Consider the following 17,387-nt stretch of genomic DNA (forward strand, 5'->3'; position numbering starts at 1 on the left):
ATTTTGTCAGGTCTCGGATAAAGGACAGAGCAGTCTTTACAGACTTAAGCTCTGTTCTTTTTTTTAGATATCAGAAAGTATAAACTTCGAAGCATAGCCTACCTGATATCGCAAGAAAAACAACATCTAAACGCGGTCTGTCTTCTTTGAGAGTACGTCGATAGACGTTTTTCTTATTGCTTGTGGAATTCCGGATTGACCTTTACATGATGTGATGGTTTACAATGCGGTTAACCGAATGAGAAGGAGCTGCTGCGTGTGCATATTAGTGAATTGTCACGTAAAAGGCAACCGCGGAATTGGAAAAGAGATTGCAAGACAGCTTGCTGCCAATGGACTTCATGTGGTCATTACATCCCGGGACGAAGAGAAGGGGAGGCTGGCTGTTCAAGAATTGCTTGCAGATGGGCTCCTTGTGAAGCTGTACGTGGCGGATGTCCATGAAATCAACGATGTGGCACGGATGATGGAGCGAGCGGGGAGTATTTTCGTGAACGAGAGCGAATCGCTTGGTAATGTGGTGGGATTTTCACTATGCAGGGGATGACGTCTCTTGTTTGATTTACCGATATGACGCTGCTAATGATTAGCAGTATAAAAATACTCTGAAAAAGCCCCATTTCGAAGATGCTGATGTATAATAATCGGTATCAGGAGGTGCAGGGTATGAGTGATATCAACATTTTTGGCCATCAGGCTTTGTTTGAACATGTCTACAAAAGTGCTCCAATTGGCATTGCCCTGGTTACGATAGAAGGAAATTGGATCAGCGTAAATCCTGCGGCTTGCAAAATGTTTGGCTTCACGGAAGAAGAATTGATGTCACAGCCGGCAACCGATTATATTTATTCTGATTGCATTAACAATAAAGATAAATTGTATCAGTCTTTGGACGAGTCGTCCTCAACTATTGCGGTGGAAAAACAATTCGTACATAGAGACGGCCATGGCATCTGGGCATCGATGCATGTTTCTCTGGTTCGTGACGAAAAGGATCAAACCCCTTTATTTTTCATTTCGCAAATTGTTGATATTACCCAGAGCAAGATAGCCGAGCGAAAGCTTCAAGAGAGTATTGAACGCTACACTTCGCTGAAGAAGTATAACCATGATGCGATCATCTCCTTCAATCTGGAGGGGAGGATCATTAACGGGAACCAGATGGCAGAGCAGTTGACTGGTTATAAGATTCCGGAATTAATTGGAACCAAGATCTCGAATTTGATCGGTGAACGTAACCTTACCCGCGTACTTTCTGCTTCAGCTGATTATGTTGCTGTCGAGAAGGGCATTAACGTCATCCATCACAAAGACGGACATACGGTTGAAGTGCTCGCTACACTGGCACCCATTGTCATTCATAACAAGAATGTGGGTTTTTACATCATTGCCAAGGACATGACGGAGCAGAAGAGGCTCATCATCGAGAAGGAAGCAGCCGAGAAGACAAATAAAGCCAAGAGTGAGTTTCTGGCGATGATGAGCCATGAGATCCGTACGCCGATGAATGGTGTTATCGGGATGACGGACCTGATACTTGAGACGGAGCTTGATGAGGAGCAGCGGGACTATGTACAGATCATTAAGAAAAGCGGGACAACCCTTCTGAACATCATCAATGATATTTTAGACTTTTCAAAAATCGAATCGGGCAGAACAGAGCTGGTGGAGGAAACATTTAACCTAAGAACGGCTTTGTCCGAGACATTGAACCTGATTCTTCCGAAGGCGCTGGAGAAAAATATTGAGGTGACCACTTCTGTAGCTTCTGACGTGCCGAATCAAGTGTATGGGGATGTGACGAAGCTGAGGCAGGTCTTAATGAACCTGCTTAGTAATGCCATTAAATTTACACCTAATGGCGCCGTCTCCATCTCTGTGCAGTGTGTCGAGAACCAAGGGAACTCGGCCCTTATCCAATTCTCCGTTATGGATACGGGCATAGGTGTGTCGAGTGAGAAGGTTGCGCAGCTATTTGAACCCTTTTATCAAGTGGACCATTATATGACCCGCAAGGTGGAAGGGACGGGACTGGGGCTGGCGATCTGTAAAAAACTCGTTCAGTTGATGGGCGGAGATATCTGGTATGAGAAGAATCAGAACCAGCCGGGGTCTGTCTTTACGTTTACGATTGCTTTTTCGTTTGAGTCGAATGCTGGCAATAAACAGGAGAATGAGGCCGTTCACGAGAATCACTCCTTAGGAAACGATCTGAAAATTTTAATTGCCGAGGATAATGAGGTGAATCAGTTAGTCCTCAAGAAAATGATTGAGAAGCTGGGATACAATTCGACCACCGTCCAGAATGGACTCGAGGCGGTTGAAGCCCTCGAGCGTTACTCGTATGACATCGTGTTCATGGACATTCAGATGCCCTTCATGGATGGAACGGAAGCGGTCCGCGCCATAAAAGAATCGGCATCATCCGAAAAAGAGCCTTATATCGTGGCCGTCACGGCCCATGCGATCAAAGGCGATCGCGAGAAATATTTAGGGATGGGCATGGACGAGTATGTAAGCAAGCCTGTCAGCATGAATGTTATTTCGGCCATTATTGATAAGTTTCTGGCTGAGCGAAATATGTCTCAAGCCTAAACAGATGAAAGCTCAAGTGATGTCGCTTGAGCTTTTGTTCATTCCACTGCTGAATAATTAGGAATCAAATAGTATTATGCAGCTGCCCATCTGCCGTCGCAGGACGTAGGGGTGGTGAGTGCAATACGGCCTGCGGGAAGGTTCCCGACAGGCCGTTAATGATATATGTGTCCTAAGAGGCGTTACCGGTTACGCTGCTGCCGCTCTTTGTAAGATTGTAGGTGATGCCCTCACCGCTCCAAAAATGGAACTTGAGAATCACATCTCCGTCTCTGACCTCATTAAAAAAGGTAGGCTTTAAATTATCATATTTTCCCATTTGGAAGTACCCGGATAATTCGTCATAAAATCATGTAGAAATTAGTTATGAGCTGCAGGTGGTTACAGAAGAGGGCTTGATGGGTGGAAGGGGATAAAAAAAGCTGTTCCTCCTGTCATATTTGACAGGAGGAACAGCTCTTATGTTATAGAGTGTTATTCTACCTTCGACTAAGGCTTTTTAATTAAAACAAGCGTTTTGGATGCTTCGGATAAAGGTGTTACGGATTGAGCACTCGAAGCGATTTTCTTATCTTTGGACAGTACCGACAAGACATAAACGGCGTATTCCGTATTGTCTTGTATGTCTTTTCCGAAGGCATCTTTAGCAGGGATATCAATCAGAGTCGAGATATCTTTGCCATCGGGTTTTATTGTTGCGTTCTTATCCTCTTTCGCAGCGGCTGCCGTTGCAGCTTTAAGATCGAAGTTCTTGATGTTGTCTTTCTCTACAAACAACAGGCGGTATGCCATAATGCTGCGCTCATCGATCGCCTTCTTGAAATCGACTTGAAGCTTCCCGCTTGCATCCAGCTTGGCTGTAACGCCCGTTGTCCGGGTCGGGTTCGGGATTTCGAACTCCGAAGAAGAATTGGAGATGCTGTTGTTGGTAGAAACAGTGCCATCAGCTACAGCAAGGATGTAAACCCTATATTTTGTACCAGTTACGATAGCTGCACCGTTGACGTCCGCTAAACCTGCGGACAATTTGTGCTCGATTCTGTTAGGAGATGGCGATACCTTCGTATACAATTGTTCCTTGGTGACTTTGTTGGCGTCGTCCAGTCCGAAACTTTGGTTGCTCGGTACGACCATGATTCGATATTCTTTAACACTTCCTGAGGAAGGATTAAATTTGACAACAATGTCGCTGCTGTTGCCGTTGGTGCTTTCAATCCCGGCATACACGTCCGAAGGAACCGTTACAGCGCTACCCGTAAGCTTAATCGGTGCAGATGGTGCCGACAGGGCATTGCTTATTGAACCATTGTTGCTTACGGACAATACGAATACTTGATAATCCACCAAATTGCGTATTGGCTCATTGTTAACATCTCTTGTTCCAGCTCTCAGAACATCCTCAAAATTGGAGCCGATCGGTACTCTGTCGAAGTAAGATACATTGTTAGCTTGAGCTACATTAAAGTTACCAGCGTTAGCTTGCTTCACAACCATGATCCGATATTCCTTAATGTTGGTTTCATTTGCAGCCTTGGTAAACGATACTTTCAAGTCGCTTGCGTTATTATTATCGCTCACATCAGCTGCTGTAACGTTCGTAACCTTACCAACTTCCGTCACACCTTGAATCGTAACGGCATTAGAAACCGATGAAAGTGCTCTGCCGTAATTCGAGTAGCCTACCGACAAGACATACACCCGGTAGCTTGAACCTCTTTGAATAAGATCCCCATCAGAATCCTTGGTCGTGTTGGTCAAATCTCGAGTGATAGTTCTGCCGGTTTTGTTAACCGTGGTATAATTCCCGTTTTCATAAGCTTGGGACACAGTCAGGCTCTTGGAGGACTTCACAACGAGAATCCGATAATGGTCGATGAAGTTTTCACCATTTGCTGGATTGAAGGAGACTTTTAGATCGCTTCCGTTACCATTATTGCCGATAATGGACAAGGTTGGCGTTGAAACAGGGTTTACATTGCCCTGATTGTTGTTTCCAAGCGTAATCGATGAGTAATTGGATAATGCATTGTTGCCCGAATATCCTACGGACAGGACATATACACGATAGCTGACACTATTGCGAATCAGCTCTCCATCGATATCACGGCTGTTGGAATTCAGGGTTTGAGTAATGTAGTTGCTGCTGTTGTTCTTATTGATTTGAGTGTAATAATAGCTGTTGTTTAAGTTATTGGCTCTATTCAGATCAAAATAACTATCAGATGATTTTACAACGAATACCTGGTAATAGCTGATGTTAGAACGATCAGACGGCTGGGTGAATGACACCTGCAGATCGCGTCCGTCATTGTAGTTGTTCACGTCAGTGACGGACAGATTGGTAACTGCGCCCAGATTGGTGCTGGAACTCAAGATGATGGAGCTCGATGGAGCGGACAGCACGTTGTTATTGGGGTTATTGTAGTCCACGGCCATGACGAATACGCGATAGTACACACCATTGCGAATCGTTGCTCCGTCTACGTCTCTAGCACCCGACGCCAGCGTCAAGTTGTTGATGTTATTCCCGGTTTTGTTGACTTGGGTGTAATTGTAGCTGGACACAGCATTGGCTTTGCTCAAGTTGAAGCTGCTGTAATTGCTGTCCTTTACGACAAACACGCGATAAGAGTGAATGTTGGATTCGTTGGATACCTTGTTAAAGCTTACCCGAAGGTCGCGGCCATCACCATAATCGCTGATATCCGTCACTTGCGTAATGGATGGAACCGTTGCGGTTCCCGTGTTGAGCGTGATGGAAGACGAACCTGAAGACAGGTTGCTTGCAAGCACACTCTCGTTGCTGCTGACAGATAGGACAAACACAGTGTAAGCGACACCGCTGCGGATGAGCTCATTTGAAGTATCACGAGCAGAGGAACTCAGCGTCGTGGACAGCGTTGTATTCGTCGTACTGGTTTTGCTCACCGTCGTATAATTCTGACTTGGGACGGATTTGGCTGCCGCCAGATTAAAGTTGGCAACATCCTTCGTTTTTACCGCAAATACGCGATAGTTGGTTACATTGCTCTCGTTCTGGGCACGCGTGAAGCTGACCTGCAGATCACGGCCATCGCCGTAGTCGCTCACATCGCTTGCCTTCACGTTGGTTGCTCCGTTCACCGAATTGGTGTTGGTTAGCGTCAACGACGGCGAAGCCGAGGAAAGGGCATATGTCCCGCCTGTTTTGCTGACTGCCAATACGTAAGCTTTATAAGACTGGTTATCGCGGATAAGATCATTATCCACGTCCCTTGAACTCGACGTGAGGGTCAGAGTCTGATCCGAGCCGGACGGGTACACCGTTGTGTAAGCTGCGGAGGACACGCGCTGTGCCTCTGATTGGTTTAACGTCTTGGACTGCTTCACAATCATCACGCGGTAATGCGAAATTAATGATTCGGTCGACGATTTGGAGAAGCTGACCTGCAGATCGCGGCCGTCGCCGGCGTTGCCGATGTCCCGAAGGGTCACATAATTCACCGGTACGATACCAGTATTATTTCCGCCGCCGCCTGAATTGTTCGTTGTTTTGACGGTGACCGTTTTCGTTTTGGAATTCCAGCCGATTTTTTGGCCGAGGGCTTCACTTACGAAGCGCACTGGAACCATGGTATTTCCTTTTAAGTTTTTCGCCGGAACATCCAGCGCTACCGTCTTGTTATTGATGGTGGCCGTCTTGGAGTTAATTTTTAGAATGACGGTTGTGCCATTCTTGGTCGCTGTGACGGTTTTCGTTTTTTGATTCCACTTGACCGATGCATCCAAGGCTTCGAAGATGGATCTCATCGGAAGCATGACGCGTCCTTGGATCATGATAGGTGCTTGAGGCGTATACAGCTTGACACCGTCAATCAAGACGCTGATGTTCACTGCCGCCTGTGCCTGCGATTGGAATGTCATGGGAATTAACAGTATAGCTGCTAGCAAGGCAGTCCATATTCTTTTCACACACTCAACCTCCTGAAATTTAGCTTTGTTATTATTTTCCTCTACAATATGACGCATTGGCCTTGAATAAAGTTTCAACTATAACATCGGCAATACAAAAATATTTTTTAGTACCTGACCATAAAGAAGGGAAGAGACAGCAGAGGTTTGCTGTTTTTCTTCCCTTTATTGAAAGCAGTGTCCTGCAGGAATGGATAAGATGCCGGGATCGTTCGTTTTGATATTTCGGATGCAGGATGGGCATATGGGGTTGATGGGAATTGGAATCAAAGTCCGAAGGGGGGCACCCAGCCACCGGGGATGGATAAAAATCATCGAGTACTTCCAGTCGGCGGGATTCTCGGGATGGCAGGCGTGAGGGAGCAGCGGCGGATAGGTTCAATATAAGGAAGGTGTTATGTTTGTTCAAAGATCGTGTTGTTTTTTATATAACTTTACAGAAATATAACTGTGTAGTAATATAATGAACATGTTGAACGATAACCTTTTTGAAGTATTGGCAGAACCGAACCGCAGGACGATATTGGACCACCTGCGCGTAAAAGAGTACACGGTGGGCGAGATGGTAGATCTCGTGCAGCTCAGTCAACCCGGCGTATCAAAGCATTTGCGCATCTTGAGGGAGGCTGGTCTAGTCTCTCTGCGGAAAGAGGCTCAAAGGCATGTGTACAGCCTGAATGCCAAGCCTCTGGAGGAAATCCATGACTGGCTGGAGCCTTATCGTCAATTCTGGACGAACAAGCTGGATGATCTGGAGAGACTGCTGGATGAGGATGAAGCTCCTTGAACATCGGAATGTAATTTGATTGAAAGAACCCATGTTGAATAATACATTCTTGAGGAGGATGAAAAATGCTGGCAGTTGTACAGCAAGACGAGTTCGGAACGACCGTCCGATTTGAACGCCGCCTGAAGCATTCAGTGGAGAAGGTGTGGTCCTATCTGACGGATAATGACAAGCTGACTCAATGGTTCTCGGAGCTTAAAGTGGAAGATTTGCGCCAAGGCGGCAGAATTACATTTGATATGCAGGACGGAACGTTCGAAGAATTTGAAATTACGGACTATCGGGAGTTATCGGTATGGAGTATACGTGGGGAGAGGACCGGGTGCGTTTTGAGCTGCATCCCGAGGCCGAAGGCTGTCGTCTGGTATTGATCGAGATGATAACGAAAATTACGGATCATACACCGAAGGATATTGCCGGTTGGGACGTATGTCTGGACGTCATTGGGGCTCTCCTGGATGGCAGGACGCTGGAATCGCGCAAAGAGGCCTGGTCCGAAAAATATGAGCAATACGTTCAAGTATTTGAACAATTGCCCCGCGTATAATAAATCTGCTCCTTCCTAGCATGTAAACATGCCGGGTCGGAGCTTTTTTATTGGAAGATGGATGAATTGCATTTATAATCGGGTAAGGGATATATTCCCATATGGAAATCGCCGGGGTGGAGGGGTTAAAATGCCGGATTACACGGTACACATCATGCAGCTTAGAGAAGATAACTATCATAACGGGCTTAAGCTGGGTCGCAGCCTGCGAAATCAACCGATATTAAAAGCTTTTGAAGCAGCCACCAAACCGGAGATCGATACGGAACAGTTGAAGAGCATCTATAACGAGTTTGCCCCACAGCTGCTATCGGAGCTTGAAGGACTGGCGGAAGGCTTGGAAATGCCGTTTCCCAAAGCCGCCGCTCTCCTAGGGGGATACGATGTTCCAAAAATCGCGGCCATGGGCTGTTCGGCGATGATTACCCCTTCGTATTACGTAAGAAATTACGATTTTACGCCTGCGTTTTACGATGGTTATTTTACCGCGGCTCAACCCGAACAAGGCTTGGCGACCGTAGGTTATAATTTGCAGGCCATAGGTCGGCATGACGGGGTGAATGAACAAGGACTTGCCGCCGGGCTGCACTTTGTGAGCTTTGACGGATACCGGACGGGCCTGTCGCCATGGGTCGGCGTTCGGATGATATTGGAATCATGCGCTACCGTAGAAGAAGCGTCTTATATGCTGCGCCATATTCCCCATGCGGCTTGCTATAACTTTTCAATAGGAGATGCACGAGGGAACATGGCCGTTGTCGAAGCAAGTCCGGATCAAGTCATTACCCGTGCGGGCGGGGAGGCGGCAATCGCCTGCGTTAACCATTACGAAGCGTTGACGGGTAAGAACAGGCCTTCCATCGAGCATTCCCTTGGGCGTAAACGTTACATCGATGGCCTGAATGCCACACAGTTGACCCAAACCGAAGCATTCGGTTTGTTTAAGGAGCGAGAGTCCCCGTTGTTTTTTACGGATTACGACGATTTGTTCGGAACGCTGCATACCTTTTCGTACGCCTTCGAAGAAGGAAGAGTCATGACTTCGCTTGCTCAGGGCAGTGCGCTTGATTTTTCGTTCAGGGAATGGGTCGAGGGCAAGGATATCCCGGCAGCAAAGTTGACCGGACATACCGATTGACTTTTAAATCCATCAGAAAAGCGCTTCTTCGCAGGTGAAGAAGCGCTTTTTTTGTGCTGCTCGGGCTATTTCGATTTTGGAACATTCTGTGACATTGCCATCGCGGGGGCTGCTGCGTTTTCTTTGGCCGATTTGTTTATGCTACACTGGATTAAAGAACCATTTCATTGAATGAACGCTATAACAAGGAATCTAACAACGGAAAATGCACTGATACGAGGCATAGCACAATGATTGCGGCAGATGTCGAAGGACGTATCAATACACGGTGAACAGCCCTACGGCTAGATCTCCGGTTAAGCCTCCATTTGGGTTACATAAGTTTACATAACGATTCAAGCCGAAATTGCAACCATGAGTTGGGAGTGGAGTAACATGGCTTTTGTGAGCATGAAGGATGAATATAAGCGCTACCGGATGGGAGAGACCACCATTGTAGCCAATGATGGAATCAACCTGGAGATCGAAAAAGGCGAGTTTGCGATCATAGTCGGTCCCAGCGGCGCAGGCAAATCCACGGTGCTGAATATATTGGGCGGCATGGATACCGCGGATGAGGGACAAGTGCTGGTGGATGGAACGGATATTGCCAGGTTTAACAGCAAGGAGTTGACCGGCTATCGGCGCAATGACGTCGGATTTGTGTTTCAATTTTATAACCTGGTTCCCAATCTGACGACCAAAGAAAATGTGGAACTGGCTTCGCAGATTTCTCCCCGGGCTTTGGACGCCGAACAAGTACTACGGGATGTCGGCCTTGGTAATCGTCTGAACAATTTTCCGGCACAGCTGTCCGGCGGGGAACAGCAGCGGGTAGCGATTGCCAGAGCACTCGCCAAGCAGCCGAAGCTGCTTCTCTGCGATGAACCCACGGGTGCGCTTGATTACCATACCGGAAAGCAGGTGCTGAAGCTGCTCCAAGACACCTGCCGCCATACCGGAACGACGGTTATCGTCATAACGCATAATTCTGCCCTGACGCCGATGGCGGATCGGGTCATCGAGATCAACAATGCCAAGGTCCGGAACATGGTTTTGAATCCGAACCCCGTTTCTGTAGACAACATCGAGTGGTAGGGAGATACATATCATGAAGAAAAGAGCGCTGTGGACTGATATTTTCCGGGAAATATCGCGGACAAAAGCTCGGTTTCTGTCCATTTTTGCCATTATTATGCTCGGCGTCGGTTTTTTTGCGGGGATCAAAGCCACGGGTCCTGACATGCTGGATACAGCGGATCACTACTATAGCGATTTAAAGCTGATGGATCTTAAGATTCAGTCCACCTTGGGTCTCGAACAAAGCGATATCGAGAAGCTGAAGTTGGTTGCCGGAGTGGATGAGGTTCAACCTGGCTATAGTACAGACGTATTCCTCGGTGACAGCGGGCGGATCGCAAAGGTCCTCTCCTATGACCCAGGAAATAATCTGAATCAATATGTGCTTACAGAAGGCCGAATGCCGGAGGCCACAGGGGAAATTGTCATCGACGCAGGAGACCGCGGAAATGAATTTAAACTGGGGGATCAGATTACCTTTACCAATCCGAATCAGGAAGTCAACCTCAAGAAAAAGTTTGACCACCTAACTTACACGGTTGTGGGGAGGGCGAAGAGTCCGCTGTTCATCAGCAGCATGAGTCGGGGAACGAGCGGCATCGGCAAGGGGACAGCGGATGTGTTCGCCGTTATACCGGAGAAGGACTTTAAACTATCTGTATATACGGAAGCCTACCTGACCTTTCAAGACACAGCTGAATCAGCTCCCTATACGCCTGAGTATGACGAGAAGATCAAACGGCACAAAGAAGCGGTAGAACTGGCACTGGAGACCATGCCGCAGGAGCGGCTGACAGAGATTCGTGTCAACGGTCAGAAGAAGCTGGATGAGGCCATGGACAAAATCGAGGATGCCAAGAAACAGCTGGCCGATGCGGAGCAGAAGTTAAATGATGCGAAGGTCAAGCTGAATGAAGGCGAGCAATCCTACCGCGATGGCGTCAACAAGCTTCAAACCGAGCTGGACCAGGGGCAAGCCAAGCTGGATTCCGCGGCCAAAAAGCTTGCCCAAGGCAGAGCGGAGCTGAAGCGGAATCGGCAGCAGTTGGAGCAAGGACAATCTCAGCTTAAGATGGGTCAAAGTCAACTGGATCAACAGAAGTCGGAGCTGGCACCAAAGCTGGCACAAGGGCAGCAATTAGCGAAGGCGCTGCAGCAAATCTCCGGTTTAGATCCGGAGGGCATACCGGAAGAGCAGAGGCAAGAACTGCTCTCGGCGGCTCAGGCGGCCGATCCGAAACTAGGAGCAGCTACTACGGGTTTCATGGGAGGCACATTGGATGGCGCTGCTTTGCAAAAGGCTGCTTCTGCGTTCCAGAGCGGTTTAAACGAAGCTTCCCTGCAGCTGGATAACGCTCAGCAGAAGCTGCATGCAAGCCGAGCAGAGCTGAAAGAAGGACAAGCCAAGCTTCGGGAAGCCGAGCGTCAGCTTGTGCAGGGTGAAGCTTCGTTGAAGCAAGGAACGGAGGAGCTTGCTGCGGCTAAACAGGCAGGGGAAGCCAAGCTCGCGGATGCGAAAGCGGAGCTTAGCGAAGGGCAGGAGGAGTACCAGGAGGGCCTAAAGAAATTTAATGAAGAAAAAGTAAAAGCTGAACGGGAAATCGCGGATGGCGAGAAGGAAGTGGCTGAGGGACAGAAGGAGCTGGATCAGCTCGAGCTGCCCAAAGTCTACGTTATGGACCGCAGCGTCAATCCGGGGTATACCGAGTACAGCGATAATGCAGACCGCTTATCTTCCATTGCAACAGCATTTCCGGTGTTCTTTTTCCTGATCGCCGCCCTCGTCAGCCTGACAACGATGACTCGGATGGTTGAGGAGCAGCGGCTGCAGATCGGAACCTTGAAAGCACTTGGATACAGCAACCGGGATGTGATGAAAAAATTTCTGGTCTATTCGACGCTGGCCAGTGTTGCGGCCTCAGCAGCCGGACTGGCTATCGGCTTCACCTTGTTTCCTGCGATTATCTATGATGCTTACGGCGCTTTATATAATCTGCCGGATGTGCGAACCCGTTTTTATCTCAGCTACAGCATTATCTCGATTGTCGTGGCTGTGCTCTGTACGACCATGACAGCTTATGTGGCAACGCGAGTGGAACTTCGAAGCAACGCTTCGGTCCTGATGCGTCCAAGAGCGCCTAAGAACGGATCCCGCATATGGCTGGAGCGAGTGCCTTGGGTGTGGAACCGACTCGGTTTTATTGGAAAAGTAACCGCCCGCAATCTGTTCCGCTACAAGCAGCGGATGTTTATGACTGTCTGCGGCGTTGCCGGTTGCACGGCTCTGATTCTGACCGGTTTTGGTCTCAAGGATTCCATCGGGGATATCGCACCGCTGCAATACGGAAAGATCATGCAGCATCAAGCGACGGTTGTATTTCAAGACGATAACGGCGATAGCAGCATGCTGGAGGATTATAACAAGCGCATTGCGGATACGCCGGAGATTACGGGGATTTTGAATGTGACCCAAGAGGCGATGACCGCGACCGCCCCCGGGGTGAACGCCCAGGATGTGAGTTTGTTCGTGCCGCAATCGCCGGAGGAGATCGATTCCTTTATCGTCCTGAAATCCCGTGGGCAAGAGAAGACACTGTCACTGACGGATGACAGTGCGATCATTACCGAGAAGCTCGCCAAGCTGTTTGATCTCAAGATCGGCAGTACTTTCACCGTCCAGAACAGCGACAACGAACCCTTTGAAATACGCGTGGCGGGGATCACGGAGAACTATGCCTTGCACTACGTGTACATGACGCCGCTGTATTACGAAGAGATTTTTGATGGGACGCCGGAAGTGAACAGTCAATTGCTGACGTATGACAACAACAATCACGATTCGGAGTGGGAGGACCAGCTTGGAGAAACGTTAACCGCAAGCCAGCGGGTGGCGATGGTCAGCTTCACGAGTGGAGTAAGCAATGCCTTTAGTGATACGATGGACAGCATGAACGTCGTGGTGGTTGTCCTGATTGTATCTGCAGCAGCGCTCGCGTTTGTCGTCCTGTACAATCTGACGAATATTAACGTATCTGAGCGGATACGGGAGCTGTCAACGATCAAGGTGCTTGGCTTCTATGATAAGGAAGTAACCATGTACATTTATCGCGAAAATATGATTCTGACCGTACTGGGGATCATAGCGGGCAGTCTGGGAGGCGTGTTCCTGCACCGGTTCGTTCTCCTGACCGCGGAAGTGGACGCGATGATGTTCAGTCCCGCCATCCATGGAATCAGTTACGGCTATGCGGCACTGCTGACACTGTTGTTCTCGGCCATTGTCATGGCCTCCATGCATTACAAACTGAAGCGGATTGATATGATTGAAGCGCTGAAATCAGTGGAATAGATATATGTTTCAACAAGAGAGCCCTATTCGAGAGGAGACAATCCTGAAGAATAGGCTCTCTTTTTCCTCTCCGGTGTACAGCTCCCTACACATGTCAACCATTGCGTTTTGAAATGTGAATTCCTGTGATATTTTTAATCAGCCGGTAAGTTATAGGAGAAAATATATTATAATAGACATATCCAGCTCTTGTACGAACTAATATTGCTACTACATGAAGACCAGTGGGTAATTGATGATAGAACATGATAAAGGTCTTCAGCCTCGGAGGAATGCATATGGGAATGGTCTTCTCGATCTTGAAAAAGTACCGCGTAGCAGCGATTGCGGCACTGGTCATGATGCTGATTGAGCTCACCGTTGAGTTGATTCAGCCGCTGCTCATCTCTAAAATCATTGACGACGGCATTCAGAAACAGGATTTGTCCGTCGTATGGATGTGGGGAGCCGTTTTAACTGGAAGCGCTATTATTGCTTTTATAGCCGGGATATCCAGCTCTTTTTTTGCGGCGCATACGAGTCAGGGACTCGGCTATGATCTGCGTGATCAGCTGTATGAAAAGGTGCAGTCCTTCTCCTATTCGATTTTTAACCGGTTTGCTACCTCATCATTGATTACCAGACTTACGGGTGACGTCACCCAGATTCAGGATACGGTGTTCATGGGTTTACGATTTATGACGCGTGTTCCGCTAGTTGTGTTAGGAAGCATTATCATGGCATTGGTCGTGAATGTGAAGCTGGGCATGCTGCTTGTCCTTACCGTGCCGTTGTTGTTTATTTTTATCGCTTGGATTATGAAGCGGGCAGCGGATGCGTTCCGCAATGTGCAGCAGCGACTGGATGCGGTAAACGGCGTCATTCAGGAGAATTTGACCGGGATCCGGTTGATTCGCGTATTCGTGCGCATGGGTCACGAGATTGAACGCTTTGGCCGTACCTCGGGCAAGCTGATGAGCACCACCGTCTCGACCTTGCGGTTAACGGAGACAACGATGCCGTTTATACTTCTCATTATGAATGCCGGGATTATGGCGGTCCTGTGGTTTGGCCGCAAAGACATCGCGTCCGGCAGTGCCAGCGTCGGCGAAGTGGTTGCCGTCGTCAATTATTCTCTACGTTGTATTGGTGCCATGTCCGCCCTGTCTTGGGTTGTCGTTGCCTTCTCCCGGGGGCGCGCTTCCGCCCAGCGGACGCAGGAAGTGTTAAAGACCGAAGAGGATGCAGCAAGCGCGGGTAAGGATAAAAATAAAAAGGTTGAAATTCAAGGGGGCGTGAAGTTCGAGCAAGTGAGCTTCAGCTACCCGGGCAGCGACATCGACGTGCTGACGGATATTTCCTTTGAAGCGAGGCCCGGAGAGCGGATCGCGATTATGGGAGCAACAGGTTCCGGCAAATCTTCGTTAGTACAGCTGATTCCACGGCTTTACGAGGAAGAGAAGGGGACCGTGCTCGTAGACGGAATGGATGCCGGATCGATCGATGAGGTGAATCTGCGCAGCAGCATCGGTTATGTGCCGCAGGAAGTGCTGCTCTTCTCCGGTACGGTCCGGGAGAACATTGCCTGGGGACGCGAGGATGCTTCCATGGAGGAAATTAAAGAAGCGGCGCGCAGAGCCCAAATCCATGATACCATCGAGCATTTGCCTAAGGGCTATGACACGATGCTGGGCCAGCGGGGAGTCAACTTGTCCGGCGGGCAGAAGCAGCGCTTGTCCATTGCACGAGCACTCGTACGAAAGCCCGCCATCCTTATTCTGGACGACAGCACCAGCGCCCTTGACGTCCGTACGGAAGGTGCCCTGCTGGATGCCCTGAAGGATTTGTCTTGCACGACGTTTTTGATCACGCAGAAGATCAGCTCGACCACTTCGGCTGATTTGATTCTGCTGCTGGATGATGGGCGTTTGATTGGAAAAGGGAACCACGACGCTTTGATGGAAAGTTCCGCTCTGTATCGACGCATCTATGAATCCCAATACGGAGAGGAGGCGCAGCAGCATGCTCAAGGCATTCACTGAACCGTTTCGTCATCCAAGACCGAAGATCGATCTTGGCAACAATAAGGATGGCGGCAAGGGCGGTAAGCCAAAAGCCAAGGCCAAAAACTGGTCGGCTACCCTCTCCAGAATATGGGCTTATCTTGCCCGCCGCAAAGGGAAGCTCGCACTTGTACTGCTGATGGTGATGTTCAGTTCGGGCCTGGCGCTGCTCGGTCCCTATCTGCTCGGCGTCGGGGTGGACAAATTTCTGGATGATGTGCGTAATCCGGACAGCTCCATCAACTCATCCTGGTTGTATTTTCTCGTTGGCCTAGCCGCCGTCTATGTCCTTCAGGCTTTAACCACCTGGCTGCACAACGTCTGGATGATCGGCATCGCTCAAGAAACGGTGTACCGGATGCGGATGGATCTGTTCACGCATCTGCACCGGCTCCCGATACCGTTCTATGGCAAGCGCCAACAGGGTGAGATCATGAGCCGTCTGACGAACGATATCGAGAACGTGAGCTCGACGCTGAACAGCTCAGCCATTCAAATCTTCTCGAGCGCGCTGACCTTAATCGGTACATTATCCGTCATGTTATGGCTTAGCCCGCTGCTTACGCTACTGACCTTCCTGGTAGTGCCGCTGATGATGATGGGGATGCGCTGGATCACCCGACGGACAGGCCCCTTGTTCAAAGAGCGTCAACGCAACCTGGGGGATCTGAACGGGTATATTGAAGAAACGCTGTCAGGACAGCGGATCATTAAGGCTTTTTCCCAGGAAGAACGGGTTGTCCGCGAATTCGATGAGCGCAATCAACGGATTCGCCTTTCGGGCTTCTGGGCGCAGAGCATCTCAGGCTTTATTCCGAAACTGATGAACGGGCTAAACAACTTGAGCTTTGCGATCGTAGCGGGAATTGGCGGCATCATGGCGATCCAGGGACATATTACGATCGGCATCATCATTATATTTGAGAGTTATGCACGACAGTTTACGAGACCTCTGAACGATCTGGCGAACCAATGGAATACGCTGCTGTCAGCCATTGCGGGTGCGGAACGCGTATTCGAAGTGTTGGACGAAGAGGTTGAAGCAAAGGATGAAGGAGCTGCTGTCACGCTGAAAAGCGTGGAGGGTGCGGTGAAATTCGACAACGTATCGTTTTCTTATGAAAAAGATGGAGACACTCTGGAAGGAATCAGCTTTGAGGCGAAACCCGGCGAGATGATTGCGCTAGTCGGTCCGACGGGTGCAGGGAAGACCACCTTAATTCAGCTTCTCTCCCGATTCTACGATCCGGACAGTGGAAGCATTACCCTCGACGGGCGGGATATTTCTTCGATTCGCAGGGAGAGTCTGCGCTCGCAGATGGCTTTTGTGCTGCAGGATTCCTTCCTCTTCCAGGGTACGATCCGCGAGAATATCCGCTTCGGGCGGCTGAATGCCACCGATGAGGAAGTGGAAGAAGCCGCAAAGCTGGCCAATGCCCACTCTTTTATCGTGCGGATGAAGGACGGTTATGACAAGAAACTCAAGCCTGACGGCAGCGGCATCAGCCAAGGCCAGAAGCAGCTGCTAGCGATCGCGAGGGCGATTCTGGCCAACCCTTCCATGCTGGTGCTGGATGAAGCGACAAGCAGCATCGATACGGTAACGGAGATCAAGATCCAGGAAGGATTGCAGCGGTTAATGAAGGGAAGGACGAGCTTCGTGATTGCCCATCGTCTAAATACGATCCGCTCGGCGGACCGCATCCTGGTGTTGAAGGATGGGCGCCTGCTGGAGCAAGGCTCTCATGATGAACTGCTGAAGCAGGGAGGATTCTACAGCGACCTGTATTACGGCCAGCTGAAACGAGCGGCTATGTAATATTGCACCAGTGCCAAGGTAGAGGAGTGTACCATCAACGTCCAGCATCACTTGCAGCCGCGGTTTCCGCAATGAGGTTTTACCCGGCATAGACTATGGC

General features: G+C 49.3%; 9 protein-coding genes and 2 pseudogenes. 9 read left to right on the forward strand and 2 right to left on the reverse strand.

The window, feature by feature from the left end; all coding sequences use genetic code 11:
• The first annotated feature begins 256 nt into the window (after positions 1–256).
• On the forward strand, positions 257–547 hold the full coding sequence (locus MKY48_RS07150; protein ID WP_339292604.1) for an SDR family NAD(P)-dependent oxidoreductase: 291 nt from the start codon (positions 257–259) through the stop codon (positions 545–547).
• A gap of 119 nt (positions 548–666) precedes the next feature.
• Positions 667–2,595: a PAS domain S-box protein gene (locus tag MKY48_RS07155; RefSeq protein WP_339292605.1), complete on the forward strand. Its 1,929-nt coding sequence runs from the start codon at positions 667–669 to the stop codon at positions 2,593–2,595.
• Between the two features lie 172 nt (positions 2,596–2,767).
• Here the strand turns inward: MKY48_RS07155 and MKY48_RS07160 are convergent.
• Both MKY48_RS07160 and MKY48_RS07165 read right to left on the reverse strand, forming a co-directional pair.
• A pseudogene (locus MKY48_RS07160) lies at positions 2,768–2,896 on the reverse strand (hypothetical protein); the annotation flags it as partial.
• 188 nt (positions 2,897–3,084) lie between these two features.
• A complete protein-coding gene (locus tag MKY48_RS07165; RefSeq protein WP_339292606.1) occupies positions 3,085–6,546 on the reverse strand; it encodes a copper amine oxidase N-terminal domain-containing protein in 3,462 nt (1,153 codons plus the stop codon).
• A gap of 463 nt (positions 6,547–7,009) precedes the next feature.
• Between MKY48_RS07165 and MKY48_RS07170 the strand changes: the two genes are divergently transcribed.
• The 7 genes and pseudogenes from MKY48_RS07170 to MKY48_RS07200 all read left to right on the forward strand — a co-directional run bounded on the left by MKY48_RS07170 (position 7,010) and on the right by MKY48_RS07200 (position 17,287).
• Positions 7,010–7,333, forward strand: coding sequence for a metalloregulator ArsR/SmtB family transcription factor (locus MKY48_RS07170; RefSeq protein WP_339292607.1), 324 nt, complete (start codon positions 7,010–7,012; stop codon positions 7,331–7,333).
• A gap of 65 nt (positions 7,334–7,398) precedes the next feature.
• Positions 7,399–7,880: pseudogene (locus MKY48_RS07175) on the forward strand (SRPBCC family protein).
• A 130-nt stretch (positions 7,881–8,010) separates the two neighbouring features.
• Positions 8,011–9,018, forward strand: coding sequence for a C45 family peptidase (locus MKY48_RS07180; RefSeq protein WP_339292608.1), 1,008 nt, complete (start codon positions 8,011–8,013; stop codon positions 9,016–9,018).
• A 375-nt stretch (positions 9,019–9,393) separates the two neighbouring features.
• Positions 9,394–10,095: an ABC transporter ATP-binding protein gene (locus MKY48_RS07185; protein WP_071223563.1), complete on the forward strand. Its 702-nt coding sequence runs from the start codon at positions 9,394–9,396 to the stop codon at positions 10,093–10,095.
• A 13-nt stretch (positions 10,096–10,108) separates the two neighbouring features.
• Positions 10,109–13,426, forward strand: coding sequence for an FtsX-like permease family protein (locus MKY48_RS07190; protein ID WP_339292609.1), 3,318 nt, complete (start codon positions 10,109–10,111; stop codon positions 13,424–13,426).
• Positions 13,427–13,704: 278 nt separating this feature from the next.
• Complete coding sequence (locus MKY48_RS07195; RefSeq protein ID WP_339292610.1) at positions 13,705–15,447, forward strand: ABC transporter ATP-binding protein; 1,743 nt, start codon at positions 13,705–13,707, stop codon at positions 15,445–15,447.
• Positions 15,428–17,287, forward strand: coding sequence for an ABC transporter ATP-binding protein (locus tag MKY48_RS07200; RefSeq protein ID WP_339292611.1), 1,860 nt, complete (start codon positions 15,428–15,430; stop codon positions 17,285–17,287). The genes MKY48_RS07195 and MKY48_RS07200 overlap by 20 nt, the downstream gene beginning before the upstream one ends.
• The last annotated feature ends 100 nt before the right edge of the window (positions 17,288–17,387 follow it).

The sequence above is a fragment of the Paenibacillus sp. FSL W8-0187 genome, assembly GCF_037969755.1.
GTDB lineage: Bacteria > Bacillota > Bacilli > Paenibacillales > Paenibacillaceae > Paenibacillus_AQ.